A 25,523-nucleotide genomic window follows, 5' to 3' on the forward strand; every position below is an offset into this window, starting at 1 on the left:
CAGATGCACCGGGGACTAATTGTGGGAGCTGGCCTGCCAGCGATGGCGGCCTACGAGCCGACCAATCTCTCTCAGATACACCTGGATCCAATTGTGGGAGCTGGCCTGCCAGCGAAGGCGGTCTGACATCCAACCCATCCCTTTCTGCCCCCCCCCCGACCCTGAACACCATCCCCATAAAAAAACCGCGACACTCCATCAAGAGCCGCGGTTTTTTTCGCGCCACACATTTATTGCTGCAACACCGTCGCCTGGTTAGCCGCACCAAACTGCTGCACGGTGGCCGTCTGGGTCATGCCGCTCTGGTCGATGCTGGTGGTGTTGCCGGTACCGCCCTGGGTTACATAGGCGACGTTCATGGTGTCAGCCTGTTTGACGCTGATTGTGTTGTCGCTGCCGTACTGCTGCTCGGTATACGCACGGTTGCCGCTGCCCGACTGATCGAAGCTGCTGGTGTTGCGATCGCCGGTGGTGCTGCCCATGGCCAGGTTGAGGTCTCCGCGCTGGTCGGAGATGAGGATGTTGTCGCTGCCGTTCTGGTCGAAATACAGCTCGTTGTAGGAATCTGCCTGGCTGATGGTGGTTTTGTTGCCGGTGCCGTTCTGGTTGGTGGTCACGAGGTTGCTGGTGCCATTCTGGGTGAAGTTGGCGGTGTTGTTGGTGCCGTTCTGATTGATGGTCGCACGCTGGTTGCTGCCGAACTGGCCGCCTTTTTGTTCACCCTTCCAGTTGCTGGCCAGGACCGTGTTGCCGGTGCCCACCGAGTTGGCAGTGAGCACGTGACTGTCGCCACTCTGATAGGTGAAGTGGACGTTGCTGGTGCCCTGTTGGTACAGGGCCACGGTTGAGCCGACCGAGTCGAACTGGTCGGCATAAATGGCATTGAGGTCGCCGACTTGCAGCACGGTCGTAAGGTTGTTTTCGCCGAAGCTCTGGTCAACCACGGTTTCGTTGCTGTCACCCTGCTGCCTGATAGCGGTCTGGCTGGCGAGCTGGGTTTCTTGCCAGACTTCGGTGCCGTTGAGGTTGCCCGCCTGGTTGATGTTTACGTTGCCACCTATACCGTTGCGCTGGTCGCCGTAGGCATAGTTGCCGTCGCCGGTCTGGTCGATCGTGATCTGGCCACCGTTTTGCGTCACCTGTTCGGCCGCACCGTAGTTTTCATTGCCAAGCTGGGTGACTGTCGCAGTGTTGGCGATGCCGTTGACTGTTTGCTCAATGTAGATTTCGTTGGCGTCACCTTGTTGGAAAGACTTGGCGGATGTGCCGTCCTGGCTGTCCTGGTAGACCAGCGAGAAGTTGCCGTTGCCGTCCTGTTGCTGCAGCGATTCGCTGGCGCCAAGGCCGATCGACTGGCTGGCGTGGGTGCCGTTGAAGGTACCGTTCTGCAACTGGATGATCTGGCTGCCGCTATCGAACAACTGCTCGGCGTAGCCGGCGTTGAAGCTGCCGACCTGGTTCTGGCTGATGGTGCCGGTGGCGGTGTCTTGTACGCTGGCCGCATCGTTACCTTCACCGTCTTGCTGCTGGTTGGCGGTGCTGAGCGGAGCCAGGGTCTGTTTCACATTGGCGATGTTGGCATCACCGAGTTGGGTCTGGTTGGACACACTGTCGTCTGCCAAGGCCTGGGCACTGACAATGACCAGGATGGCGGCGGTAAGGGGCGTCAGTTTGAACATGGTGAGACCTCCAAGTGGTGCAGTGCTTTAGCGATATTGTTTGACCGAAACGCTCATGCCGTTCCCGGACTGGGTTACGGCGCCTTGCAGCCCCGAACCCGCCTGGTCGATGCTGGCGTCGTTGTTGTTGCCGTTCTGGGATATCTGCGCACGGTTGTGGCTACCGGTCTGAGTGATAGAGGCGTTATTGCCCGAACCTTGCTGATTGATCATTGCCATCAGGTCGCTGCCTTGTTGCAGGATGTAAGCCTCCTGATTGCTGCCCGACTGCACGATGGTGCCGAGCAATGACTGGCCGTTCTGTTGCAACAAGGCGATGTTGGCCTGGCCGTTCTGGTCGATCAGCGCGTGCTGGCCAACCGGTGGTGGCAACTCACCGAGATCGCCACCCGGGCCCAGGTCGTCGTTTTCCATCAGGTCATCGGCACGCACGCCTGTGCCGCTGTAGAGCACAAGCAGGCAGAGCAGGGCGGCGGTCGACGTTTTCATGGTCAAGTCCTTGAGTCGAAGGCTTGCCCCACTGGCTGAACCGGCCAGTGGGGCGAGCGTTTACTGCACGGTGACGGAGACGTTGCGCACCGAGCCCGGGGTTGAACGGATGGTGGCCGTCGGGTTGACCGATGGCGCGGTCAAGTTGGTGACGTTCAGGGTCCATCGCCCGGTAATCGCCACGCCGGCGGTGCCCAGAGTGACCAGCCCGGCCGGTGTGGTGACCTGGACGGTGACCGTGTTGCCGGGGATCGTCGACGAGGTACCGGTGAAGTTCCAGGTAAAGCGGTTGCCGGCACGGGCGGTGACCGTGGCCGCCGTTACGTTGAAGACTTCCAGTACCAGTGGTGGCGAGACCTGTACCGTGACCGTGGCCGGTGCCGACGGGGCGCCGAAGCTGTCCCGGGCGATATAGCTGAAGGTCGTGGTGAACGGCAACAGGACCACTGCCGGTGGGGTGTAGGTGACGGTCGTGCCGTTGGTGCTGACCGTGCCGCGCCCTATCGCTGGCTGGGTGACGCTGGCGACCACCAGCGGTACGTTGCCTTCCGGATCGGAATCGTTACCCAACACGTTGATCGTCACCGGTACACCCTGGGTCGCGATAGCGTCGGCGACAGCCACCGGTGGCCGGTTCGGCGCAACGGTGATGGTCACGGTCGCCGCGTCGGTCGAGACCAGACCTTTTGCGTCCTGGACCTTGTAGGTGAAGGTCGTGGTCAGCGGTGCGCTGACCACGGCCGGCGGGGTATAGATCACATTGTTGACAGCCAATGCCACGGTGCCCTGGCCTGCGGCCGGTTGCGTCAGAGCCGTAACGCTCAGTGGCGCGTCGTTGTCCGGATCGCTGTCGTTGGCCAACAGATTGAGGGTGACCGGCACGCCAAAGGTGGTGCTGCCAACATCGGCAACAGCAATCGGCCGCTGGTTCTCGCCAGAGTCCGGCGCCGTGCCGAGCACCACGACCGGCTCGGTATCACTGCCGCCGGCGGCAGACTTGATGGTGACAGTAGCCGGTGGTTGAGGCAGGTCGGAGACGGTCAAGCGTTGCAGCGTGCCGCTCTTCGACAGGCGCCCGTAGCCTTGGGCGACCATGTCTGGTACGACCACTTCATCAGTGGAGGTGGCTTCGATCAGCAGGCTGTGATTGCTCCAGTTGTAGCGAGCGGTCTGGATTTTCACCACGTCCGAGAGTTTGCTCGACACCGATGTAGGTCGAGTGGTACCGGCCGGGTTGGTGGCGGTCACCACAACGACCGGAGGCACGCTGCCGGTAAACAAGTGATGGGCGAAGAACTGTCCAGTGTTGTCGCCCACCATGGTGGTCTGGCACGGTGCTGGAGGCGGTCCGGGGACGAGGGCGACGGATTCGCGGAAGCACAGGGCCGAGCCGTTGGCCGCTTTGGCGAAGACTTCGACCCGGGTACCGGCGCCGGCGCCCGCCGCGGTACGACGGTAGGAGGCACGGCTGATTTCCACCGGCGTCTGCGCACGGTTGTCGTGCACCTTGCCGGACAGGGTGAACAGGTTGGTCTGGATGGTCCCGGCCGGCCCCTGGATGCGCACGAAGTTGGTGTTGTTCGGGCTGCCGGTGACCGCTTCAGTGAGGTTCGGATCGCCGACGAAGGTTTCGATGGCACCGGTGTCCGGATTCACTTCGGTGTAGGGGCCGTTGACACTTTTAAGGAATGGCCCGATCGCACCGGTCAAGACGCCGCTGAAATTGCCCGGCGCGCCGATGCCGATATCTCGGGTGATATTGATGGCCCGGCGTCCCGGGGTCGTGACGTTGACCGTTTCCACACCATAGGGGTGGGTGATGGTGTAGGTGCCGGCGGTGGGCACGTTCACCCGCAGGCGGATCCTGGCGAAACTTTGCTGGTCGCCATCGACAGGGTTTTCCGAGGCGAATGCCGCTTCAATGCCGGCCACGTAGACGTCCATGCCATAGCCTGCCGCGTTGTTGTTGATGCTGGTCTCGGCGAGGAACCAGAACGCTTCCGGCGGCCAGTTGTCCGGGAAAATCATCGGCTGGGCGTCGTCGTAGATGCCCGGTTCCGCCAGCAAGGTGCACATGTAGGCCGGTGGTACGCTGGCCGGTACCCTCGAACTGGCTGCCCGGGACTGGCACAGTTCCATCTTCAGCAGGTTGTTGTCCTGATACCACATGGGGTATTTCCCCGTGGCAAAGGTATAGGGGCCCGGGTCGACGGCGGCCAGTTGCGCGAACGCGCTGCCGGACAGCGACAGAGTCAATCCCAGGGCGTTGAGCGCCAGGCGTGGCCAATTGTTCATGATGCCTCCTGATGAGGATCTGGGCATGTGAGCGTTCATTGCACGATGACCACTTCTTCGGTGTCGCTGCCGCCATTGGATGACGTCACCCGAACCTTGGCTGGCGGAATCGGTGTGATGCCGGTGCTGAGGCTTTTCACCGCACCGTCACCACTCAAGGCGCCGATGGCGGCACCAGTGCCTGAGGTGGCGGTGAGCACCGGTGGCGAGGTTTCATCGCTGGTCGAGGCGATCACGGTGATTTGCCCGGTGCTGAGTTTGTATTCGGCACTTGAAATCACCACCAGGTCAGTCAGGGGCATAGGCAAGGTGGTCGGCGTGCTGCTGGCGATGGCCAGGTGATTGTCGGCGGTCACTTGCAACGTGCTTGGCAATGTCGGATTGCTCGGCGACTGGGCATACCAGTGGCCGGTGGAGTTGGCCTCGGTCAGGTTCAGTACCGGGCTGTTGCTGGCCAGGATCACGGTGGCCGGCGCAGGGGGGGCCATGACGAACACATCCTGCTGGGCCACTGGTGCGCTTTCACCGGCTTTGCGCGAGTAGGTGCTGCGCTCGGCGATGATCGGCGTCGGCCGGACCACGGTCGACAGCTTGCCGGAGACGGCGAACACGTCGGTGCGCAAGTCGATGCCATTGGGCCCTTCAATGCGTATGAAGTTGGTGTTGAACGGGCTGCCGGTGACGGCTTCCGAAAGGTTCGGATCCCCGACGAATTGTTCGGCCGCGCCGGTGAGCGGGTTGGTCTCGGTGTAGGGGCCATTGACGCTGCGCAGGAAGGGGCCGATATCACCCTTGAGTGCTCCGTCATAGGTTTTCGGGCTGCCGATGCCGATGTCCCGGGTCATGTTGATTGCGCGCCGCCCGGGGGTGTCGATGTTGAATACCTCGACACCGTAGGGGTGGGTAATCACGTAGGTGCCGGCGGTGGGCACGTCGACGCGAATGCGGATGCGGGCAAAACTGACCTGGTCACCCTCGACGGGTTCTTCGGCAGCGAATGCGGCCTCGATGGCCGAGACGTAGGTCAGGTCGATGCCCCTGGCCGCATCGACGATGGCGCCATCGGCGGTAAACCAGAACGCTTCGTCGGGAAAATTGGTCGGGAAGACAATCGGTTGCGCGTCGTCAAATACGCCGGGAGTCGGCAGCAGATTGCACATGTAGGTCGGGGCACCCGGAACGCTTGCTACACGAGAACTGACAGCCTTGGATAGGCAAAGATCGAGGGTCCGACCATGGGTGTCCTGATACCACGAGGCGAAACTGCCGTTAGCAGGCAAGTAGGGGCCGGGGTCGACAGCAAACAGCGCCGCGTGGGCGGCGCCTTGGGCCAGAGCGGACACGACCAGAGCGATCGTGGTTTTGGACAGTAAAGGGTGCATGAGTATTCCCTCTATCAGAGTTCCTGCCCCTTGGGCGGGTCAGTTGGCAGGGTGGTCGGCAACTTCCATACCAATGTGCAAAAACAGCCGCGCAGAGCCCGGTTCATGGGCTCGTGGAGAACTGGCGCGTGCAGGCCGGCTATTTCTGGAAAGGGCCACTGTCCCCAGATTTGGGGGTGGATTGGGAGGGGCGAAGGAGGACCCAAAGTCGGGCAAAACCGCATGATTGGGCTATAAACCTATTGGGGGGTTACGGGGAAACACGTCCAATGACTACGCTTGCCAAAGCAATGCCGACTGAAAATAAGGTTCGCCTGAGCTCGCGCAAGCATCCGTTCGATCTGCTGCGCTGGTACTCTCTGATCAGCATGGCGGTCATCGGCACGGTGGCGGTGGCGTTGGGAGTGGTGTCTTCGCGCTTCGTGATCACCGAAAGCGTGCAGCGCGATGCCTTGCTGACCTCGCAGTTCGTCCAGGCGATTGCTTCGGCCGAGGTGCGCCATGTGTCGATCCCTAACGTACGGACCATGGGTGAGCTGCTGGACCCGCGCAAGGACCGTGACTTTCCCGAGCTCGACCCGCTGGCCCGCGCCAGTGCCCGGGGCGAGTTCCTCGACCATATCGAACATTTGCCCGACGTGATCCTGGCCAGCATCTATGCCCCCGACCGCATGGTGATCTGGTCGACCAATCGGGCCTTGATGGGCACAACGATCAATAACGATGAAGACCTCAATCAGGCCTTCGCATCGAAGACCGCAGTGTCGAGCAGCTACCACGATGTCGACACGACGCGCTTGGAGCAGAAGTTCGTGGTACCCCCGCAATTGCTCTTCATCGAAAACTACATCCCGCTGTTCGACGCTGATGGCAAGACCGTCACGGCCATGGTCGAGATCTATAAAGAGCCCCAGGACCTGATCAATCGGATGGAGCGGGGCCTGGTATTGATCTGGCTGGCCACCGCCCTGGGCGGCGGCCTGATCTACCTGGGCCTGTACTGGATCGTACGGCGGGCGGCGACGTTGCTGGCGCAGCAGCAGAAGCAATTGATCACCAATGAAACCTATGTGGCCCTGGGCGAGATGTCGTCGGCGGTGGCCCACAGCCTGCGCAATCCGTTAGCGACCATTCGCTCCAGCGCCGAGTTGGCGCTGGAGTTCGACGAGGGCCCGGCGCACAAGAACATCAGCGACATCATCGGCCAAGTCGACCGCATGTCGATGTGGGTACGTGAGTTGCTTCAATCCCTGCGTCCGCTCAATGACGAGCCTGAACCGGTGAACCTGGTGGCGGCCTTGCATGACAGCCTGTTGGCCTACGAACAGCAGATCGCCAAGGCTAAAGTCATCGTGGAGTTTGAGCCCGATCAGACGCCGATGGTCCTGAGCCAGCACGTGCTGCTGACACAGATTCTCAACAGCCTGCTGTCCAACGCCATGGAAGCGATGGACAAAGGCGGCAAGCTGACCATTCAGATCGAGCCGGGCGATGCCCAAAGTGTCAGCGTGGTCGTCACTGACACCGGCAGGGGCATGAGCGACGAACAACAAAGCATGGCGTTCCGCCCGTTCTTCACCACCAAGCAAGGCGGGTTGGGGGTCGGACTGGTGCTGGTCAAACGCATCATGGAGCGTTTTGGCGGTACGGTGGCCCTGGACAGTCGTGAAGGCGAAGGCACTGCTGTGCGTTTGTCGTTCAAGAGGGTTCCCTGAAGTTGGGTGCGAACTTTCCCCGTTAGCGGGTGTCAATCCCCAGTTTTGCTCTCCGCTCATGGCACATTGATGTTGATAAGCCATTGTTTTTCGGTGGATTAATACATTCGCATAAATTAGTTACAAGTCTGGCGAGGTCCTTGCAAAACCGTCATCACCCCCCTTCACGACTTCGAGGCGGCTGATGATGGAAAAAAGTGCGCGGTACCCCTCCAGGTGGTCCAAATTGTGGATGCCATTGGGCGTCGCTGTTTCGATGACGCTAAGCATAGGGGCGCCACGCGCCAGCCCAATAGATGATGAGCGACAGCCGGAGCCTTCCGACCCTTCGGCGTATTACGATGAACCTGCCGATGAACCGGCGGCGCTGAATGCCATCCTGACCATGCCCGAGGCCAATGAAGATTCCTTCGATTTGCCCGATGGGGTCAAAGGCTCGCGGGATTCGACACGGGTGGAAAACGCTCTGCCGCCCTCGCAGCAGACCAGCTACAACTACCCCACCAACGGCAAGCCGAGCCCGTTGTACGGGGCTCAGCCCTTCACTCAGCAGCTGCTGCTGTTCGAAGAGTTCGGGCCGGAAAAACTCGATCCGACCACGCCATCCGCACCGCTGCCGTTTCCACCGGCAGCCATCGGCCCGTTACCGGCACAGGACCCGACCAGCGCTGCGAGCAGTGCGCCACCCGGCCCGGCCCTTGATGCATTTTTACGCCAGCCGGGGCTGACCCCGTTCCCCAGCCAATATGCCAATGAGGTCGACCGCAACCCCTGGCAGGCGCAGATCGAATACTTCCTCAACCGTCATATCGGCTCTTCCGCCGAGGGCCGTCCGCCAGGAAAAGGCTGGTCGCACCAGCGCTGGAACGAGTTCTACCCGCAGAACGCCTACAAGACCGTGCAGACCGGTGCGCGGCTCAACGGTGGTTTGCGCGACAGCGTACAAATGCATCACTACGCCGTGGGTGAGTTTGGCCCCGGTGGCCTATATCACAATGTCGCCGGCGTACCGGCAACGGACGGCACCTCAAAGGGCGTCGACCCGCGATTCCACCCGAGCATGCCGGTGCAGAACCACAACTCGGTGTGGACCTTCGACGGCACCTTGCCGCCAAAACTGCTGATGGTGCGTTATGGCCAACCGGTGCTGATGCGCCACTACAACGGCTTGCCTATCGATCCTGCGGCGAATATGGGCTTTGGCCTGCACACCATCAGCACCCATGAGCACAACGGTCACGCGCCGGCGGAAAGCGACGGCTATGCCAACGCCTTCTTCTTCCCCGGGCAGTATTACGATTATCGCTGGCCGATCCAGCTGGCCGGTTACGACACCGTCAACACCGACGCCCATGACCCACGCGCGGCGTTTCCTTGTTCGCCAGGCGAAACGCTCTGGACCAACGACTACAGCCCAAGCCGCAAGACGTGCGAGAACGGCACGATCAAAATTCGTGGCGACTGGCGCGAAACCATGAGCACCCACTGGTTCCACGACCACATGCTCGATTTCACCGCGCAGAACGTCTACAAGGGCAACGCGGCGATGATGAACTACTACAGCGCCCTGGATCGCGGTAACGAATCGGTGAACGACGGGGTGAACCTGCGTTTCCCCAGCGGCAGCGCCTTGCCGTGGGGCAACCGTGACTATGACGTCAACCTGGTGTTTGCCGACAAGGCCTGGGATCAGAACGGCCAGCTGTGGTTCAACCCGTTCAACACCGACGGCTTCATTGGCGACCAGATGCTGGTCAACTGGCAGTGGAAGCCGGCCCTGGATGTGCGCGCCCGCAGCTACCGGTTCCGCATGCTTAACGGTTCGGTATCGCGGTACTTCAAACTGGCGCTGGTGCGTGAAATCAAGGGCAGTAGTGGCGAGTTCCAAGGGCCCAAAGGCTCGGGTGTGTCCTATGCCCGGGTGCCGTTCCACATGATTGCCAATGACGGCAACATCATGGAGCACAGCGTGCCGTTCGACGGCAGCATGGACCTCGATGCCGACGGCGATAAACAGAATCACAACGCAATCCTGCCAACCCAGGGCATTGCCGAGCGTTTCGACATCATCGTCAACTTCGCGAAAAACGGCATCAAACCGGGAGACAAGGTGTTCTTCGTCAATCTGCTGGTGCATGACGACGGCAAGGGCCCGAAAGAGCCGGTGTCGCTGGCCGATGTGCTATCGGAAAACTACAAAGCGGTGATCAAGCAAACCAGCAAGGGGCCGATGTGGGACAAGGGCGACCCGGCAGTGGGCAAGGTGTTGCAACTCAACGTCAAGGCCTACACCGGCCAGGACCTGTCCATGGACCCCGTGGCCTACGAACCGGCCAAACCGGGCAAGGCTGAAGGCCTGGTGATGATCCCGCTGAAAATCCATCGCGACAACACCGCCGATAAGTCGTTGCTGGCCAAGGCCCGCCATCGCACCTTCACCTTCGGGCGGTCCGACGGCACTGATGAAGCACCGTGGACGGTCAAGACCGATGGCGGCTTCGGTTTTCACATGGATCCTCGTCGCCTGAATGCGTCGACCCAACTGGCCAATGGTCCCACCGACGCCGGGGCGGCAGGTTTTGGCACCCTGGAAGTGTGGAACATCAAGGCCGGTGGTACCGGCTGGAGCCACCCGGTGCACGTGCATTTCGAGGAGGGCATCATCCTCAGCCGCGGCGGCAAGGCACCCCCTGAATGGGAAAAATGGGCACGCAAGGACGTGTACCGCATCGGATCGGAAAAAGACGGCCTGGACAGCGTGGAAATGGCGATCAATTTCCGTGAATTCGCCGGGACCTACATGGAGCACTGTCACAACACTCAGCATGAGGACAACTCGATGCTGCTGCGCTGGGATATCGAACATCCCGGCCAGTTCCAGTTGATGCCGACTCCACTGCCAAGCTGGGATGGTGTGCACTACGTCACCAGCGCCGCGTTGCCGACCTTCCGTAGCGGTGACGGCTACGGTCCGAAAGTGTCGGTCAAGCAATGAAACGGGAGGTGTCGACATGAACACGCATTTACTGCGCTCGCGAGCCTGGGGCATGCACCTGGTGCTAGTGGTGGCCGCGGGTGTGCTGGCCAGCCAGCTACTGCTCGCCAACCGCGCGCCGTCGACACCTGAACCGGCTGTTGAAGCCGAGTCCGAGTCTGCCACCCCGTGGGGGGGCGACTACTTCCCCAATATTCTGCTGACCAACCAGGACGGTCAGCAGGTGCGTTTCTTCGATGATCTGATCAAAGGCAAAGTGGTGGTGATCAACTTCATCTTCACTTCGTGCAGCGACTCCTGCCCACTGGAAACCGCGCGCCTGCGCCAGGTGCAGAAGCTGCTGGGCGATCGTGTCGGCAAGGACATCTTTTTCTACTCCATCAGCATCGATCCTTTGAGCGATACACCTGAAGTACTCAAGGCCTATGCACAACGCTTTCAGATCGGGCCGGGCTGGCAGTTCCTCACCGGCGAATTTGCCGATATCACCGATCTGCGCAAAAAGCTCGGGCTGTTCATCGAAGGCGTCGACAACGGCCGCAACAAGGACCACAACCTGAGCCTGATCGTCGGTAACCAGAGCACCGGGCGCTGGATGAAAGCCTCGCCCTTCGAGAACCCCTGGATAATCGCCGATCAACTGGCCAACACCTTGCAGAACTGGAAGCAAGCCAGCACGGGAGAAAGCTACGCGGACGCTCCCGAAATCCGTCCGCCGAGCAATGGCGAAGAGCTGTTTCGCACCCGTTGCGCCTCCTGTCACAGCCTGGGCCCGCTGGACGGTCAGGGCATAGGCATGCGCAGCATCGGCCCGGACCTGATCGGCGTGACCCGTCTGCGCGATCCGGCCTGGCTCACCCGCTGGATTCGCGAACCGGATCGCATGCTGGCCGAGAAAGACCCGATTGCCATGGAGCTGTTCGAGCGTTTCAACAAGATCCCGATGCCCAACCTGCGCCTTGATCAGGTTTCTGCTCAGTCGATCATCGAGTTCCTGCAGGAAGAAACCGAGCGCCAGCAGCCATCGGTAGCGCCACTGGTCAGCGGTACCGACGAGCCGGCAAATCCGATTGCGCCGTCGAACCTGACTCAGGTGCAGTGATTGAAAAGTGGAAGTGTCGAAATAGATACGTTGGCCAGTCAATTGCTCAATGTTACCTACACTGATGCAAATGGCTGAAAAGGTTTGATTTCAAGGAAGCAGGACCCGCCCATGCAAATACTCGAACAACAAAAAATCATACCGGTGCCACCGGCACCACAAAGCAAGGGCTGGCGGCCTCAGTTCAATCTGTTGCGCTGGTTTTCCCTGGCCAGCTTTTTCATCATCGCCATCGTGGCGCTGGGCCTGGGCTATATCTCCACGCGTTTTGTGGTGGACGAAAGCATCGAGCGCGATTCGATGCTGACTGCGCAATTCATCCAGGCCATCGGCGAAGCGGAAATCCGCCATGCCGGGATTCCCCCGACCCGGACCATGGGCGAGATGCTCGACCCGCGCCTTGACGAGGCCTATCCCGATGTCGGTCGGGGCTCCAGGGCCGCGTCGCGCATCGAGTTTCTCGATCATGTGGAGCACCTGCCGGACATTCTGCTGGCAACGGTGTACGCCCAGGATCGCACCGTGGTCTGGTCGACCAACCCGGAACTGATCGGCGCGCGCATCGAGGATGAAGACGATGAACTGGCCGAAGCCTTCGAGATGAAAGAGCCGGTGTCGACCAGTTACCACGAAATCGATGAGGGACGTCCCGAGCAGCGTTTGTTGCGTGAGCCGGAATACCTGTTCATCGAGAACTACATCCCGATGTTCAATGCCGACAAAAGCAAAGTGGTTGCCATGGTCGAGATCTACAAGGAGCCCGTGGATCTGGTGGAACGCATCCAGCGCGGCTTCAAGGCGATCTGGCTGGCCACCCTGATCGGCGGGGCGGCGATTTACCTAGGGCTGTTCTGGATTGTGCGGCACGCGGCGATGCTGTTGCAGAGCCAGCAAAAACAGTTGATCGCCAATGAAACCTTTGTCGCCCTGGGAGAGATGTCCTCGGCAGTGGCGCACAGCTTGCGTAATCCTCTGGCGAACATCCGTTCCAGTGCCGAGCTGGCTCAGGAAATCGCCAGCCAGACAGCGCAGAAAAACATCGGCGACATCATCAGCCAGGTCGACCGCATGTCGCGCTGGGTCCGCGACCTGCTGGTATCACTGCGACCGGTGAACGACGACTGTGAAACCGTCGATCTGGTGCTGGTCATCGACGACACCCTCAGTGCCTTCGAGTCGTTGATCAAGCGCTCGCAGGTCGAGGTGCGCTTCACCCCCAAAAGCGTGCCACCGATCGTCAGCCAGCAGATGCTGTTGACGCAAATACTCAATAGCCTGTTTGCAAATGCACTGGAAGCGATGCCCAAGGGCGGCGTATTGACGATCGATATCGAGTCGCCTGCGCCAGGGCAGCTGCGCATGGCCCTGACCGATACTGGCAAGGGTATGTCCAGACAGCAGCAGCAAATGGTCTTTAAACCGTTTTTCACCACCAAACAGGGCGGGCTGGGCGTAGGCCTGGCACTGGTAAAAAGAATAATGGAGCGGTTTGAAGGCTCGGTCGAACTGACCAGCAAGGAGCAGGAAGGAACCCGCGTGTGTCTCAATTTCAAAGTGGCAACGGGAGGGGAATATGGAGCACAGCGTACTGCTGGTCGAGGATGACGAAATCCTTGCCGAGAATATTCAGACCTACCTGGAGCGCAAGGCCTTCGAGGTGACTGTCTGCCATTCGGCTGAAGACGCACTGGAGCATTTGAGGTCTTTCGTTCCAGATGTGGTACTGACCGACAACTCATTGCCCGGCATGAGTGGTCACGACCTGATCCAGAAGCTGCGCGTCAGCGCGCCGGATCTGAAAGTGATCATGATGACCGGCTACGGCAACGTCGAAGACGCGGTGGTGGCGATGAAAGAGGGCGCCTTTCATTACGTCACCAAACCTGTGGCCCTGCCGGAGCTCAAGCTGCTGCTGGACAAGGCCCTGGCCACCGACCGAATGGAGCGCACCCTGTCGTTCTACCAGGAGCGTGAAGCCCAGAAGTCCGGGGTGCAGGCTTTGATTGGCGAGTCGGAGCCGATGCAGTACCTCAAGGGCACCATTGCCCAGTTGCTCGACGCCGAACGGCGAATGGCCAACAGTGATCTGCCGCCGGTATTGGTCGAAGGCGAGACCGGCACCGGCAAAGAGTTGGTGGCCCGGGCCTTGCACTTTGACGGCCCGCGCAGCAAAGGACCGTTCATTGAATTCAACTGCGCCTCGATTCCGTCCAATCTGGTGGAGTCGGAACTGTTCGGCCACGAGAAGGGCGCCTTTACCGACGCCAAGGACCGCCGCTTGGGGCTGGTGGAAGCGGCCGACGGTGGCACGCTGTTCCTTGATGAAATCGGTGAAATGGACCTGCTGCTGCAAGCCAAACTGCTGAAACTGCTGGAAGACCGGACCATCCGCCGGGTCGGCTCGGTCAAGGAGCGCAAGGTCGATCTACGGGTGATCAGCGCCACCAACTGCAATCTTGAACAGATGGTTCAGCAGGGCAAGTTTCGCCGAGACCTGTTTTTCCGCCTGCGCATCATTTCGATCAAGGTGCCGCGCCTGTACACCCGTGGTGCCGACATCCTGCTGCTGGCCAGGCACTTTCTGGCCACCCATGGCAAACGCTACGGCAAGCCGAACCTGCATTTCAGCGAGCACGCCGAAGCCCTGCTGCTCAGCTACAGCTGGCCGGGCAACGTGCGCGAATTGCGCAACATGCTCGAACAGACCGTGTTGCTCGCGCAAAGCGACACCATTGCCGCCCATCAACTCAATGTCTGCCTGAGCCTGGTGGACGAGCCCCTGGCGCAGCAAGAGGTGGCGCAGTATCACGACCAGCGTCCGGCCTACAACGGCAGCGAGTCGATGAACCTGCCGGAAGTGGAACGCGACATGGTGCGCAAGATGCTCGACAAGACCGACTGGAACGTCACCAAGTCGGCGCGCCTGTTGGGGCTCAGTCGCGACATGCTGCGTTACCGCATCGAAAAACTCGGCCTTGCGCGCCCGGACAAGCGCCAGTGGTAGATGTCACTGCAGCCTGGGCGGCTGTCGACCGCAGCTCATCATGCATGAGGGATCGACGACTTCCTGGTTCACGTAGATGCCGCGCTCCGGATCATAGGCGCGGATGAACACGCGAACGGTGGCATCGGCCACTGTCGGCAAGCGCGAGTCGGAGAACACATGCTCGCTCGAAACAGGGATGAAATTGCCCGGCTCGGTCGGGATGTATGAACCCGGCGGTATGGTGCTCAGCGAAGCCGGGGAAGGGTGGGCGAAGGGTTGGTCTGTCCCGTAATAATTGAATTCACTGCTGTCGCTGTCGGTTTGCATCGCACTGTCGTCCGCGTAGGCGCCCGGCGAGGCGATCAGGCAGAGGGTGAGCAGCAGCGTCAGATCGGTTTTTTTCATGGCGGCACCTGCGAAAGCGGTTCCAATGCATTTCCCCAAGGTCATTAACTATAGCCCTCCCGTGGGGCCGCCGCCGGTGCGGGTCACTTACAGGTTCGCAACAAACTGCTCATGGGGAGCCCATGGGCTTGTTTACAGGGTTGATCTAGACTCCGGCCGTTCATTCGAAGCCATACCCTGGAGCGTGCAATGGAAATGCCGACAAAAGAAGCCGCCATCGCGAGCAACCGCGAGGCCTGGAACGACTCCGCCCGCCATCACAAAGACTCCCCGGATTGGCCAGCCCTGGCAGACGCGGTGCGCCAGGCGAATTTTTCCTGTCTGGATGAAACCCTCAGCGGTTTACTGATGCAGGTGGGGGTCGCGGGCAAGGACCTGGTCCAACTGGGCTGCAACAACGGTCGCGAAAGCCTGTCGCTGTTTGCCCTGGGGGCCCGCAGCGTGGTCGGCGTCGACCAGTCAGGGGCTTTCCTCGAACAGGCAAGGGAACTGGCGTCGCGTTCACCCCATGCGCCGCAATTTATCGAAGCAGACATCCACCATTTACCGGCCGACCTGCAGGGGCGTTTCGATGTGGCGCTGATCACCATCGGCGTCCTCAACTGGATGCCGGACATTGGCGCATTCTTGCGTCACGTCGCGCAAACCCTGAAACCGGGCGGCGCGCTGATGGTGTACGAAACTCACCCGTTCCTGGAAATGTTCGATCCCGAGGCCGCTGACCCGTTTCGCCTCTCAAGTTCCTATTTTCGCAGCGAGCCGTTCGTGCAGCACGAACCGATCGTCTACGAAGGCAAGGTCGAACAACCGTCCGCGCCGTCCTACTGGTTCGTCCACACCCTGGGCGACCTGTTCAGCGGCGCCATTGCGGCGGGGCTGCAGATCAGCCACTTCAAGGAATATGCGCATTCCAACCGCGAGGAGGCCTATGACCGCTATCAGCAGCAGGTGGCGCAGTTGCCGTTGTGCTTTACGTGGGTGGCGGTGAAGGGGCGGGGCAGCGTAGGGGAAACCGATCAGAGATTTGAGTGACTGGTCGAGTGACCGGGCTGTGCGCAGAGCTCGATACCCAAGGCATGAATGACCTTCAGGACCGTGTCGAAGCGTGGCTTTGCACCGGGTGCGAAAGCCTTGTACAGGCTTTCGCGACCCATTGCAGATTCTTTGGCTATCGGTGTCATGCCCTGGACTTTGAATCCCCCCAGAGCCTATGCGCGTAGCGAGACACAAGCAGGTTTGCCCCCGAGGGCCCCGTCGCGGGCAAGCATGCGCGTTGGCGCATTTCTCCCGGCCCTGTGGCGTGCGGCGGACCGAGTAGCATGGAAACGGGGCAGAGGCTGATGAATTTGTCAGCGTTGCGAAGACGGCAGCACTCCAACACGTAGTGGGAGCGATCCAACCTCAATCAAACTGCTTTGATGCGCTGGCGATGCGTTGGTACTTACGCAACTGCCGGTTAGCGCTGCGGATATCCAGAAAAAATATCTCTCCGCTGCGCCACAGCAGCATCCACGCGGTGACGGTAACGACCCCCACGGGGATCGTGCCTTCAATGCCCAGAGCCGTGCCTGTCAGCGCCAAGGCTAGTGCCAAGCCCAGGAGTATCAGCGCTACCAGCCGCTGGCTGCGAATATCCCCTCTGAGTTGTTCGCTCTTTTCCTCAAAGGTATTGCTGATGGCTTGCTGCAGGCGTTCTCGCTCATCTTGCGGGCAGCGAATCTGCAGGCACAGCTCGGAGTGGTACCAGGCGCTATCCGACAGGTAGTCCACCAGTTCGGGGCTCAGCTTGGGGGTGGCCGGCGAGGCAAACGGATTGAGGTAATCATGGGTGATCGTCAGATCGATTTTTTTAGTCATAACTAACCTTTGCTTGGTGGACTTGTGGATGGAGGCTTTAGTGTTCAAGGTAAAGCTAGACGCAAGACAGCTGATCTGCCTGATCTGCAGTCGCACGCGCTGTACAGGAGCGAAACTGCGTACACAGCTTCCACCGGGATGCATCGGTGATTTTGTTGGTCGAGGGGGTAGGAGTGAAATGCCGGTCGAAGACTTGCGAAGGCGTTAGATCTTTTGCGGCACAGAGATTTTTCAACTGCTAGTCATTAGTTCTTGTTGAGCGCCCACAGGGATGCGGGCCAACATTTTACTAGGGCTTCTGTTCAAAAAATCGACCGATTGCTATGGAAGACAACTATTCGAGGCAGCTAATTTGCCGATTTCTGCCTGTCACTAAGGGCTGCACCTGACCCATAGCTGCCGGTGGCGACAGGCAGCATTCGACTGTAGGTTCAACCGGTCGATGAAACCGATGGTAATCCCTCCGATGCACCAGGAATCGCTGGATAAGTTTGTGTATTTGTTGAATATACCTCCATCCAGGCGCTATGGTCGGGCTCAATGTTCACGTCGATCACGGGTTGGCAATGCCGAGTTTCTGCGCCACTGTCTTGCACTCAGCTTTTGAAACCGTGACCCCAAGCGACGATTAGTTCAGCGTGTTACCAATTGCGGCGTTAGGAATATTCTTTATGGTGAGCTCCAGTTCATCCCAGTCGATGCAAGACTTCAGTCAAAACTTGCGCCTTCTCTGCGGATATTATAAGTCGGTGGCGAAGGTGTGCCGCTCCCTTGATATCAACCGCCAACAGTTCAATAAATATTTGGGGGCGCAGGCGACTCCTTCATCCTTTACCCTGCGCAAGATCTGCGCTTTTTTTGGGGTAGATGAGGAGGAGATATTCACCGAACATGAGGCCTTCCGCGCTCTGCTCAACAGACAGCGCACGGGGCGAGAGCTTGACTGTGCGGTGCCAGCCGATTTTTTTCCGAGCTCCGCGCAGGCGTTGTCGAAGTACCAGGGTTACTACTTTGTCTATTTGATGTCGCCTTCCGCGCCGGGGGAGGTAATCAAGTCGATTACCCGCTTGACCCGCTCTGGCAACAAAATGCTGAGTAAAACCTACGAGCGGATGAGGTTGGGTGATGGTCAGCAAAAGAGTTTCGGTATCAATAAGTATCGGGGGTTCTGCTTTGCCTCATCGGATCTGATTTACATCGTCGAGCGCGAGTACCTCTCGTCCCGGGGCTATATCTGGTCGGCGCTTTATCCCTCCTACCGCAGCCGTTTCCGTTTTCTCAACGGCTTGGTGCTGGGGGTTTCGGGTGACAATTTCCGCCGTCCTTTTGGTGCCCAGATTGTGTTTGAGCACCTGGGTGAGTTAATCGACCTGCGTAACGCGCTCACCAGTTGCGGCTGTTTTCCGATTGATGCCCCTGAGATTCCCGACGAGGTGAGGGCGCGGCTGCTGGTACGCCCATCAGAAGGTGAGTTCAACCTTGTCCCTCCGCTGTTTTAGCCTTTTTTTAAAAATAGACGCTAGGTGACGCTTTAGGGCGTCATTGCGCGTTATTTGCTTCTCGCTCGCGAAATTGAGTTGGCCGTGCACCAGATCAATAATGGCTTACACCACTCAAAAGTCAGTTTCGCTAACGGCCATTCACTTTATTCATTCCACTTTAATAAGTGCCTGTTTTTACAAGTGATCCGCTACGCCTATCATAAAAATAAGAGGAACACCGATGAATGTTAAAAGAGCATTGATTGCGGGGGTGATGGCGTTGTCCGTTACTGCGCCGTTGACCAGTGGTTTGGCGTGTGCGGCAAACAATACCTTGGTTGTCGCTGATAGAGCCTCTTTCAAGGATTGGGATCCGGCCTCGGCTTTTTCGGAAGAAGTGCGGGTGCTGGGCAATATCTACGAGACTCTAGTGGTATATAACGCACCAGGCAGTGCGGAGGAGTTTTCCCCCGGGCTCGCCACGTCCTGGGAAAGTAGCGACAACGGCAAGACTTGGACCTTCAAGCTGCGGCAGGGCGTTAAATTTCATGACGGCTCGGCCTTTAATGCCGCAGCGGTAAAAAAGTCCATTGATTACGTCAAAGGGCTGAAACAGGGCGCTGCGTATGTATGGAAAAGTCTGGATACCGTCGAGGCCCTCGCTGACGATACGGTAGTGCTCAAGTTCAAGAGTCCCACACCGGCCAATTTGATCGCAGCAGGTCAGTATGCGTCTTACATCATTGCCCCGGCAGCGGTGGATAAAGGGCATGACTGGATGATGGCTCCCAACGCCATCGGTACCGGTCCCTACAAGCTCGGGCAGGTCGAGCAGGGTCAGCAAGTGGTCCTTGAGCGGTTCGATGACTACTGGGGTGGCTGGAAAGAAGGGCAGTTTGATCGGGTCATCGTCAAGGTAGTGTCCGAAGCCGCTACTCGTACGCAAATGATAAAAAATGGCGAGGCCGGTGTCGCCTGGGATATCCCGCTCGATCAGCTCAAGCTGCTGGGGCAAGACCCCGCCATCACCGTGACCACCGCGCCTTCGTGGAAGAACTACCAGTTCCTGATCAATACTCAAAAATACCCGACGGACAACCTGGCGTTCCGTCAGGCGCTGCAGTACCTCTGGGACTATGAAAGTGTCACCAAAGATGTTTTGCATGGCTACGGAAATGTTCCGAAGGGGCCTCTACCTACCAGTATCTGGGGGCATGCCAGCGTGCCCATGGCCTCCTATGATCTTGACAAAGCCCGCCAGTTGCTCGAAGCCTCCGGAGTTCCCAAGCAGGACTGGAAGGTCTCGATGCAGTACATCAGTGGCAAGGCGGACTACGCCAACGCGGCCGAACTGTTCCAGGCGACGGCGTCTCAGGTCGGCATTGAGGTGGAGTTGCGCCCCGGCGAGTGGGGCGTAATCTGGGATAAGGCGAAGAAACTGGAGACCGCCCCCAACATGCAGTCCATGGCTTGGTGGCCGGCTTATCCAACCCCTAGCGATTGGCTGTTCAGCGAGTTCCATACTGAGAAAACGACGCTGTTCAATCTTTCGCACTACAGCAACGCCAGCTTTGACCAGTTGATCGAAGAGGGCGCGGCACTAGAAGGCAGTGATCGGGCTCAGGCCACTGAAAAGTACGTGCAGGCACAGCAGCAACTGGTCAAGGACGCTCCTGCGATCTGGTACGCCGACCTGCAGCAGATTCGCGTCTCCCGCAAAGACATCGAGGGTATGCAGAGGAGCCTGAATCCTGCGTATGAGGCGATCTTCTACTATGGCTTGCGCCGTTAGTTGTGAGTTTTCCGAGGTGAAGTTGCATTCGCCGCGTCACCTTTGATTCGCCACGCCACTGGATAAACCGGACATGTCAGTCAACTTTCCTGGTTGCTTCACCAAGGTTTGATAAACCTTGGTGGCTCCATATTGGGCGCAACAATTCAGAGTCAAGTTCAGTTAGCCACAAGGGGTATACCAAATGGCGAAGTTTATAGCGCAGCGATTGATGATGATGTTCTTCATTCTTCTGGGAGTGTTGACCATCACCTTCGCGCTGAGCCGGGCTCTTCCCGGTTCGCCGGTAGAGATGATGCTGGGGAACCACCCCACGGCGGAGCAAATTGCTGTCGCGCGCACGGCGCTGGGGCTGGATAAGCCGATGCCGATCCAGTATTTGAATTACCTCGGTGATCTCTTCCAGGGCGATTTTGGCACCAGTTTGCGCACCGGGCGGCCGGTGCTGGAGGAAGTGACCAGGCGGGTTGGCGCGACTTTTGAACTGACATTCCTGGCGATGTTCTGGGTGGTGGTGCTGGGCGTTCCTATCGGTGTGATCTCCGCGGCGCGGCAGAACTCAGTGATCGACAATGCGGCACGAGCGGGGTCCATTGCCGGGATGGCGTTTCCCGTTTTCATCTTGGCCATGGGCTTGCAGTTGGTGTTCTACGGCAAGCTCAACTGGCTGCCCCTGCAAGGCCGTATAGATGCTTCCATTCTTCTCGATAGCCCCTTTGAACGTGTGACAGGCTTTTACCTGATCGACACTCTGCTGGCCGGTAATTTCGTAGCACTGTGGAGCGCCATCAAACACCTGACGTTACCCGTGCTCACCCTGGTCATCGTGACCTTGGCTACTGTCACCCGGATCACCCGCAACATGATGGTGGAGGTGCTATCCGAGGAGTACATCCGTACGGCCGTTTCTTACGGTGTACCCAAGTGGCGTATCCATTACGCCTATGCCCTGAAGGCGACAATGATTCCGCTCCTGACCGTGGTGGGCCTGACCTTCGGTTACCTACTCGGTGGTGCGGTAGTCGTTGAGTTCGTTTTCGATTGGCCCGGCCTGGGCGGCTTCGTGGTGTTTTCGATTGCCCAGAATGATTTCCCCGCCGTGATGGGAGCCACACTGGTGTTGGCCACGGCGTATCTGTCGATCAACCTGATCGTTGATCTCTTGTATCACCTTGTTGATCCGAGGTTGCGAGTCCAATGAGTATCCAACACGTTTCCTTGTCCATGCACTCGCGAGCCCCATCATGGCGTATCAAGGCCCGGGCGTTTGCCAGCGATAACAAGTTGTTTGTATTCGGCGCGCTGTTATTGCTCCTGATCATCCTGGCGGCACTCTTCGCCCCCTGGCTTGCGCCTTATGAACCGAACAAGATTGTCTTTTCCCAGAAATTGCTGGCACCCAACTGGGCACACTGGATGGGCACCGACGAGTTTGGTCGCGACATTCTTTCACGGGTGCTTTACGGCGCACGCACCTCGCTGATCATCGGAGTGACCGTGACTCTGATTGCGATGCTGATCGGCATTCCGGTTGGGCTTGCTTCCGGTTACTTCGGTGGTCGAGTTGATACGCTGCTTATGCGTTTCTCAGATGTGTTCCTGGCCTTTCCGCCGCTGTTGTTGCCGATCGCTATCACTGCTGCGCTGGGATCGGGTTTGGCCAACGCCATGTTAGCGCTCGCTGTCTCCTGGTCTCCCTGGTACGCGAGGATCATGCGCGGTGCGGTAGTACGGGTTCGGTCAGAAACCTACATCCAAGCCGCCCGTTCAATGGGTGTCAGTCATGGCCGTATCCTGCTGCGCCACGTCCTGCCCAATGCCACCACGCCTGTGATCGTGCAGGGCTCCATGGACTTTGGTTACACCATTCTTGCGGCCGCCTCGCTGAGTTTTATCGGGTTGGGGGCCAAGCCACCCATGGTCGAGTGGGGGCTGATGGCTGCGTCGTCGCGCTCGCAGTTTCTGGAGAGTCCTTGGACGGTGCTGTTTCCAGGGCTGGCGATTTTCGTCCTGGTGCTGGCCGTCAACCTGGTGGGTGATGGTCTGCGCGATGTGCTCGATCCGAAAAAGGGGACTCGCTGATGATCGAACAATCCTTGTTACACCCTGCACTTGAGCCTCTCGTCGCTACGCATACCGATGCTGCTGAAGACCTTGTACTAGAAGTGGAAGGGCTGACCGTGTCCTTCCCTGGTTTGTTCCAAACCGTCAAAGCCGTACGGGGCATCGACCTGACCGTCAAGCGCGGCGAGATCCTTGGGCTGGTGGGTGAGTCGGGTTCGGGCAAGTCCATGACGGCGATGTCCTGCCTGGGATTGATGCCGGAATCAGCCCGGCTGGAAGGGCGCATCAAGGTGGCGGGACAGGAGGTCAATGGCGCGTCGCAGTCACAGCTGGCCGCATTGCGGGGTGGTGGTGCGGCGATGATCTTCCAGAATCCGATGAAGGCGCTCAATCCATTCTTCACTGTCGGGCGGCAGATGTGCGATGTGATCGGCTGCCATCGGTCGCTTGGCAAGGCACAAATCCGTGCCGAGGCTCAGAGCGCGCTGGAAGCGGTGAGCATGCCCGATCCCCATTTGGCGCTAAACAAATATCCGCACCAGATGTCGGGCGGTCAGCTGCAGCGGGTGGTGATCGCCATGGCGCTGGCCTGTCGGCCGAAATTGCTGATCGCCGATGAGCCGACTACCGCGCTGGATGTGACGGTGCAGGCTCAGATCATCGCCCTGCTGCGCAAGCTGGCACGGGAGCAGGAGTTGGCAATTCTGTTTATCACCCACGACCTGGGTGTCGTGGCCTCGCTCTGTGACCGGGTGGCGGTGATGTATGCCGGAGAAGTCGTGGAGAGCGGCCCGGTGGGCCAGGTGTTCAAACGACCGGCACATCCTTACACCCTCAAGTTGATGGGGACCGTGCCCAAGTTGGGACAGGGTCGACAGTCCCTGGACTTCATCCCGGGGCAGGTGCCGAACATGGCGGCTCCGCCGGCAGGCTGCGCCTTCAATCCGCGCTGTGAGCGGGCCACCGGACGCTGCCATCAGGCTGCGCCGAGGGTGACCATCAGCAATGGACACTGGGCAGCTTGCCACAACACGTTAGTCACGGTGTGAGGCTTCTTTGAAAGGTAAACGGCTATGAATAACAACAAACAGCCCGCACTGCTGAGCGTTAATCAGCTGCACAAGACCTTCGCCACCAGCAGCGGACTGGTGACCGCCATCGACCGCATCAGCCTGGAGGTGCAGGTAGGTGAGACGGTCGCGTTGGTGGGGGAATCCGGTTGTGGCAAAAGTACGGTGGCCGCGACCTTGCTTGGTCTGCTGCCAGCCGATAGTGGGCAAATTCTGGTCGAAGGCCGGCCGCTGCCCACCGATGCCAGGGCTCGGGGCAGGAGTTTGAGTATGGTGTTCCAGAATCCCTACGCCTCGCTGAACCCGAAAATGACGATTAAGGCGATTGTTGCCGAGCCGCTGAAAGTTGCCTTTGGTTTGCGCGGTAGCGCCTTGCACGCGCGCATTCTCACGCTGCTGAGAAATGTGGGGATGGGCGAGGAGCACATGGAGCGCTATCCCCATGAATTTTCCGGTGGCCAGTTGCAGCGTATCGCTATCGCCCGGGCCCTGGCGCTGGAGTCAAAACTGCTGATCCTCGATGAGCCTACCGCGGCGCTGGACGTGTCGGTCCAGGCCCAGGTGCTGCAACTGCTCAAGGCGCTGCAGACCGACAATGGCCTGAGCTACCTGTTTATCAGTCACGACCTTGCGACGGTCGAGTATCTGGCGCAGCAGGTGCTGGTGATGTACTTGGGGCGCATCGTCGAGGCCGGGCCTGTGGAGCAGGTGTTCGGCCGACCTTGTCATCCCTACCCTCGTGCGCTGCTCAATTCAGTGCCCTCCATCGACCCGGAACGCCGTGACCAGTTGCAAACCCTGAGTGGCGAGATCCCCAGCCCTTTGAACCGGCCTGCCGGGTGCCACTTCGCGCCCCGTTGCCCGCGGGTCAGTGAGCGTTGTCGCCGAGAGGTGCCAGCCGAGACCCAAGCTCATGGCCACCGCTTTTCTTGCCACCACCCTCTGAACGATGAGAGCTGAACCCTATGTACAATAAAAACGACATGACCGCCCCCGGCGTTGGTTATCAGGACTTAAAGCTGATGCGGGGCTACCCGCCTCCCAGGGAAAAGCAAGTCGGCCAGCATAACTGGGACAGTCCGCCCTATAACCGCTGGTCGTTCCAGCACATGAGCCAGCTGTTTCCGGTGGCCGCTATTCATCGCAGTCCCGGACCGGTTACCGAACTCGAGCGCAACGAACGCTCACTGGACGACATACATTTCCAGCGGGTTGATGGCGAGCAAACCGATCTGGCGACCTTCTTGACCGATAGCTATACCGATGGTTTTTTGGTGCTTCATCGAGGCAAGGTGGTTTCGGAGCAGTATTTCAACGGTATGCAGCCGCACACCTTGCACCTATTGCAGTCCGTGTCCAAGACCATCATTGGCGCCCTGGTGGGCAGGCTGATTGGTCAGGGCAGGATCGACCCACACGCGCAGGTCAGCCACTATGTACCCGAGCTTTCGACAAGTGGTTATGGCGATGTACGCGTGCAGGATTTGCTCGATATGCGCACAGGGGTGAGATTCAGGGAGGACTACACCGACCTCGATGCCGAGTACATCCAGCTGGATATCGCGTCAGGCTGGCGGGAACGAGGGGAGAGCAAGTCACCTGATAGCATCTATGGTTTGTTGAAGTCGCTGGGCAAAGACCGTGAACATGGCCAGTTCTTTGAGTATCGCTCAGTGGATACCGATATGTTGGCTTGGGTCTGTGAGCGGGCCTGTGACGAACGCCTCCCCGTTTTACTGAGTCGGGAGATCTGGTCCAGGCTGGGCACGGAACAAGACGCGAGCGTCACCCTGGATGGTGTTGGCACTGCATTGGCCGATGGCGGGATGAGCGCCACGCTGCGTGATCTGGCGCGCTTTGCCCAGATGTATCTGCAGGGTGGAAGTTTCAACGGCGAGCAAATTGTTCCTGAGGAGTTTGTGCGTGCATGCGGCCGTGGTTCCACACCGGCTTTTGAAGTCCTCTATGGCCACTATACCAAGCACTTTCCGGGTGCGGCCTATAGTAATCAGTGCTGGGTATTGGACAGTGGAAAGGGTATCTATTCGGCGCGCGGAGTATTTGGGCAGAGTATCTATTGGGATCCGGCTTCTGAAGTGGCAATCGTAAAACTATCCAGTTGGCCGGACTTTATCAATCCAGAATGGACGGTGAATACCTTCCGTGCTTGTGCCGCGGTGGTTGAAGAGCTGCAACGCAGCTGACGCGGGA

19 protein-coding genes and 1 pseudogene are annotated in these 25,523 nt (G+C 59.2%); 13 read left to right on the forward strand and 7 right to left on the reverse strand.

The features are described 5' to 3' along the window. Positions 1-230: 230 nt before the first annotated feature. The 4 genes from AC07OG_RS08305 to AC07OG_RS08320 are packed head-to-tail and all read right to left on the reverse strand — an operon-like array spanning position 231 to position 5,845. Entirely contained in the window at positions 231-1,679 is a 1,449-nt protein-coding gene (locus AC07OG_RS08305) for a curlin (protein ID WP_495066718.1), read from the reverse strand. A 27-nt stretch (positions 1,680-1,706) separates the two neighbouring features. Then, entirely contained in the window at positions 1,707-2,168 is a 462-nt protein-coding gene (locus tag AC07OG_RS08310; RefSeq protein ID WP_495066719.1) for a curlin, read from the reverse strand. A gap of 60 nt (positions 2,169-2,228) precedes the next feature. Next, positions 2,229-4,463 (reverse strand): Ig-like domain-containing protein, encoded by a 2,235-nt coding sequence (locus AC07OG_RS08315; protein ID WP_495066720.1) that lies wholly within the window; start codon positions 4,461-4,463, stop codon positions 2,229-2,231. 35 nt (positions 4,464-4,498) lie between these two features. Then, the gene (locus AC07OG_RS08320; protein WP_495066721.1) at positions 4,499-5,845 is read right to left on the reverse strand and encodes a hypothetical protein; all 1,347 of its coding nucleotides are present in this window, start codon (positions 5,843-5,845) and stop codon (positions 4,499-4,501) included. Positions 5,846-6,114: 269 nt separating this feature from the next. On the opposite strand from AC07OG_RS08320, the gene AC07OG_RS08325 reads away from it, so the two are divergent. The 5 genes from AC07OG_RS08325 to AC07OG_RS08345 all read left to right on the forward strand — a co-directional run bounded on the left by AC07OG_RS08325 (position 6,115) and on the right by AC07OG_RS08345 (position 14,661). Then, the gene (locus AC07OG_RS08325) at positions 6,115-7,560 is read left to right on the forward strand and encodes a sensor histidine kinase (RefSeq protein WP_495066722.1); all 1,446 of its coding nucleotides are present in this window, start codon (positions 6,115-6,117) and stop codon (positions 7,558-7,560) included. Between the two features lie 187 nt (positions 7,561-7,747). Continuing rightward, positions 7,748-10,555, forward strand: a complete 2,808-nt coding sequence (locus AC07OG_RS08330) for a multicopper oxidase domain-containing protein (protein ID WP_495066909.1) — start codon at positions 7,748-7,750, stop codon at positions 10,553-10,555. Positions 10,556-10,571: 16 nt separating this feature from the next. After that, the gene (locus AC07OG_RS08335) at positions 10,572-11,657 is read left to right on the forward strand and encodes an SCO family protein (protein WP_495066723.1); all 1,086 of its coding nucleotides are present in this window, start codon (positions 10,572-10,574) and stop codon (positions 11,655-11,657) included. Positions 11,658-11,768: 111 nt separating this feature from the next. Continuing rightward, on the forward strand, positions 11,769-13,262 hold the full coding sequence (locus tag AC07OG_RS08340; RefSeq protein ID WP_495066724.1) for a sensor histidine kinase: 1,494 nt from the start codon (positions 11,769-11,771) through the stop codon (positions 13,260-13,262). Next, the gene (locus tag AC07OG_RS08345) at positions 13,231-14,661 is read left to right on the forward strand and encodes a sigma-54-dependent transcriptional regulator (RefSeq protein ID WP_495066725.1); all 1,431 of its coding nucleotides are present in this window, start codon (positions 13,231-13,233) and stop codon (positions 14,659-14,661) included. Before AC07OG_RS08340 ends, AC07OG_RS08345 begins: the two co-directional genes overlap by 32 nt. A 3-nt stretch (positions 14,662-14,664) precedes the next feature. Here the strand turns inward: AC07OG_RS08345 and AC07OG_RS08350 are convergent, their stop codons facing one another. Continuing rightward, a complete protein-coding gene (locus tag AC07OG_RS08350) occupies positions 14,665-15,048 on the reverse strand; it encodes a hypothetical protein (RefSeq protein WP_495066726.1) in 384 nt (127 codons plus the stop codon). Between the two features lie 189 nt (positions 15,049-15,237). Here AC07OG_RS08350 and AC07OG_RS08355 point away from each other — a divergent pair, with 189 nt between their 5' ends. After that, positions 15,238-16,080: a class I SAM-dependent methyltransferase gene (locus AC07OG_RS08355; RefSeq protein WP_495066727.1), complete on the forward strand. Its 843-nt coding sequence runs from the start codon at positions 15,238-15,240 to the stop codon at positions 16,078-16,080. Here the strand turns inward: AC07OG_RS08355 and AC07OG_RS08360 are convergent. Together AC07OG_RS08360 and AC07OG_RS08365 are read right to left on the reverse strand one after the other, a co-directional pair. Beyond that, positions 16,065-16,241 (reverse strand): annotated as a pseudogene (locus tag AC07OG_RS08360) (addiction module antidote protein); the annotation flags it as partial. The gene AC07OG_RS08355 and the pseudogene AC07OG_RS08360 overlap by 16 nt on opposite strands. Before the next feature lie 208 nt (positions 16,242-16,449). After that, a complete protein-coding gene (locus tag AC07OG_RS08365; RefSeq protein WP_060543727.1) occupies positions 16,450-16,905 on the reverse strand; it encodes a hypothetical protein in 456 nt (151 codons plus the stop codon). Between the two features lie 671 nt (positions 16,906-17,576). On the opposite strand from AC07OG_RS08365, the gene AC07OG_RS08370 reads away from it, so the two are divergent. The 7 genes from AC07OG_RS08370 (at position 17,577) to AC07OG_RS08400 (ending at position 25,516) form a co-directional block, all read left to right on the forward strand. After that, positions 17,577-18,404 (forward strand): helix-turn-helix domain-containing protein, encoded by an 828-nt coding sequence (locus AC07OG_RS08370; protein ID WP_495066728.1) that lies wholly within the window; start codon positions 17,577-17,579, stop codon positions 18,402-18,404. Between the two features lie 223 nt (positions 18,405-18,627). Beyond that, positions 18,628-20,178, forward strand: coding sequence for an ABC transporter substrate-binding protein (locus tag AC07OG_RS08375; protein ID WP_495066729.1), 1,551 nt, complete (start codon positions 18,628-18,630; stop codon positions 20,176-20,178). Positions 20,179-20,362: 184 nt separating this feature from the next. After that, positions 20,363-21,379: an ABC transporter permease gene (locus tag AC07OG_RS08380; protein WP_495066730.1), complete on the forward strand. Its 1,017-nt coding sequence runs from the start codon at positions 20,363-20,365 to the stop codon at positions 21,377-21,379. Between the two features lie 83 nt (positions 21,380-21,462). Further along, positions 21,463-22,260, forward strand: a complete 798-nt coding sequence (locus AC07OG_RS08385; RefSeq protein WP_495066731.1) for an ABC transporter permease — start codon at positions 21,463-21,465, stop codon at positions 22,258-22,260. Beyond that, positions 22,260-23,291, forward strand: a complete 1,032-nt coding sequence (locus AC07OG_RS08390) for an ABC transporter ATP-binding protein (RefSeq protein ID WP_495066732.1) — start codon at positions 22,260-22,262, stop codon at positions 23,289-23,291. Before AC07OG_RS08385 ends, AC07OG_RS08390 begins: the two co-directional genes overlap by 1 nt. 24 nt (positions 23,292-23,315) lie before the next feature. Further along, positions 23,316-24,272 (forward strand): ABC transporter ATP-binding protein, encoded by a 957-nt coding sequence (locus AC07OG_RS08395; protein WP_495066733.1) that lies wholly within the window; start codon positions 23,316-23,318, stop codon positions 24,270-24,272. Positions 24,273-24,277: 5 nt separating this feature from the next. Continuing rightward, complete coding sequence (locus AC07OG_RS08400) at positions 24,278-25,516, forward strand: serine hydrolase domain-containing protein (protein ID WP_495066734.1); 1,239 nt, start codon at positions 24,278-24,280, stop codon at positions 25,514-25,516. Positions 25,517-25,523 lie beyond the last annotated feature (7 nt).

The sequence above is a fragment of the Pseudomonas sp. GW821-FHT09H03 genome (assembly GCF_059415945.1).

What these genes read in the sequence shown, in the direction of transcription:
- AC07OG_RS08305 (WP_495066718.1), bottom strand. Translation starts at nt 1,679, where the DNA reads ATGTTCAAACTGACGCCCCTTACCGCCGCCATCCTGGTCATTGTCAGT.
- AC07OG_RS08380 (WP_495066730.1), top strand. Translation starts at nt 20,363, where the DNA reads ATGGCGAAGTTTATAGCGCAGCGATTGATGATGATGTTCTTCATTCTT.
- AC07OG_RS08375 (WP_495066729.1), top strand. Translation starts at nt 18,628, where the DNA reads ATGAATGTTAAAAGAGCATTGATTGCGGGGGTGATGGCGTTGTCCGTT.
- AC07OG_RS08355 (WP_495066727.1), top strand. Translation starts at nt 15,238, where the DNA reads ATGGAAATGCCGACAAAAGAAGCCGCCATCGCGAGCAACCGCGAGGCC.
- AC07OG_RS08370 (WP_495066728.1), top strand. Translation starts at nt 17,577, where the DNA reads ATGGTGAGCTCCAGTTCATCCCAGTCGATGCAAGACTTCAGTCAAAAC.
- AC07OG_RS08325 (WP_495066722.1), top strand. Translation starts at nt 6,115, where the DNA reads ATGACTACGCTTGCCAAAGCAATGCCGACTGAAAATAAGGTTCGCCTG.
- AC07OG_RS08390 (WP_495066732.1), top strand. Translation starts at nt 22,260, where the DNA reads ATGATCGAACAATCCTTGTTACACCCTGCACTTGAGCCTCTCGTCGCT.
- AC07OG_RS08400 (WP_495066734.1), top strand. Translation starts at nt 24,278, where the DNA reads ATGTACAATAAAAACGACATGACCGCCCCCGGCGTTGGTTATCAGGAC.
- AC07OG_RS08320 (WP_495066721.1), bottom strand. Translation starts at nt 5,845, where the DNA reads ATGCACCCTTTACTGTCCAAAACCACGATCGCTCTGGTCGTGTCCGCT.
- AC07OG_RS08310 (WP_495066719.1), bottom strand. Translation starts at nt 2,168, where the DNA reads ATGAAAACGTCGACCGCCGCCCTGCTCTGCCTGCTTGTGCTCTACAGC.
- AC07OG_RS08340 (WP_495066724.1), top strand. Translation starts at nt 11,769, where the DNA reads ATGCAAATACTCGAACAACAAAAAATCATACCGGTGCCACCGGCACCA.
- AC07OG_RS08330 (WP_495066909.1), top strand. Translation starts at nt 7,748, where the DNA reads ATGGAAAAAAGTGCGCGGTACCCCTCCAGGTGGTCCAAATTGTGGATG.
- AC07OG_RS08365 (WP_060543727.1), bottom strand. Translation starts at nt 16,905, where the DNA reads ATGACTAAAAAAATCGATCTGACGATCACCCATGATTACCTCAATCCG.
- AC07OG_RS08315 (WP_495066720.1), bottom strand. Translation starts at nt 4,463, where the DNA reads ATGAACAATTGGCCACGCCTGGCGCTCAACGCCCTGGGATTGACTCTG.
- AC07OG_RS08395 (WP_495066733.1), top strand. Translation starts at nt 23,316, where the DNA reads ATGAATAACAACAAACAGCCCGCACTGCTGAGCGTTAATCAGCTGCAC.
- AC07OG_RS08335 (WP_495066723.1), top strand. Translation starts at nt 10,572, where the DNA reads ATGAACACGCATTTACTGCGCTCGCGAGCCTGGGGCATGCACCTGGTG.
- AC07OG_RS08345 (WP_495066725.1), top strand. Translation starts at nt 13,231, where the DNA reads ATGGAGCACAGCGTACTGCTGGTCGAGGATGACGAAATCCTTGCCGAG.
- AC07OG_RS08350 (WP_495066726.1), bottom strand. Translation starts at nt 15,048, where the DNA reads ATGAAAAAAACCGATCTGACGCTGCTGCTCACCCTCTGCCTGATCGCC.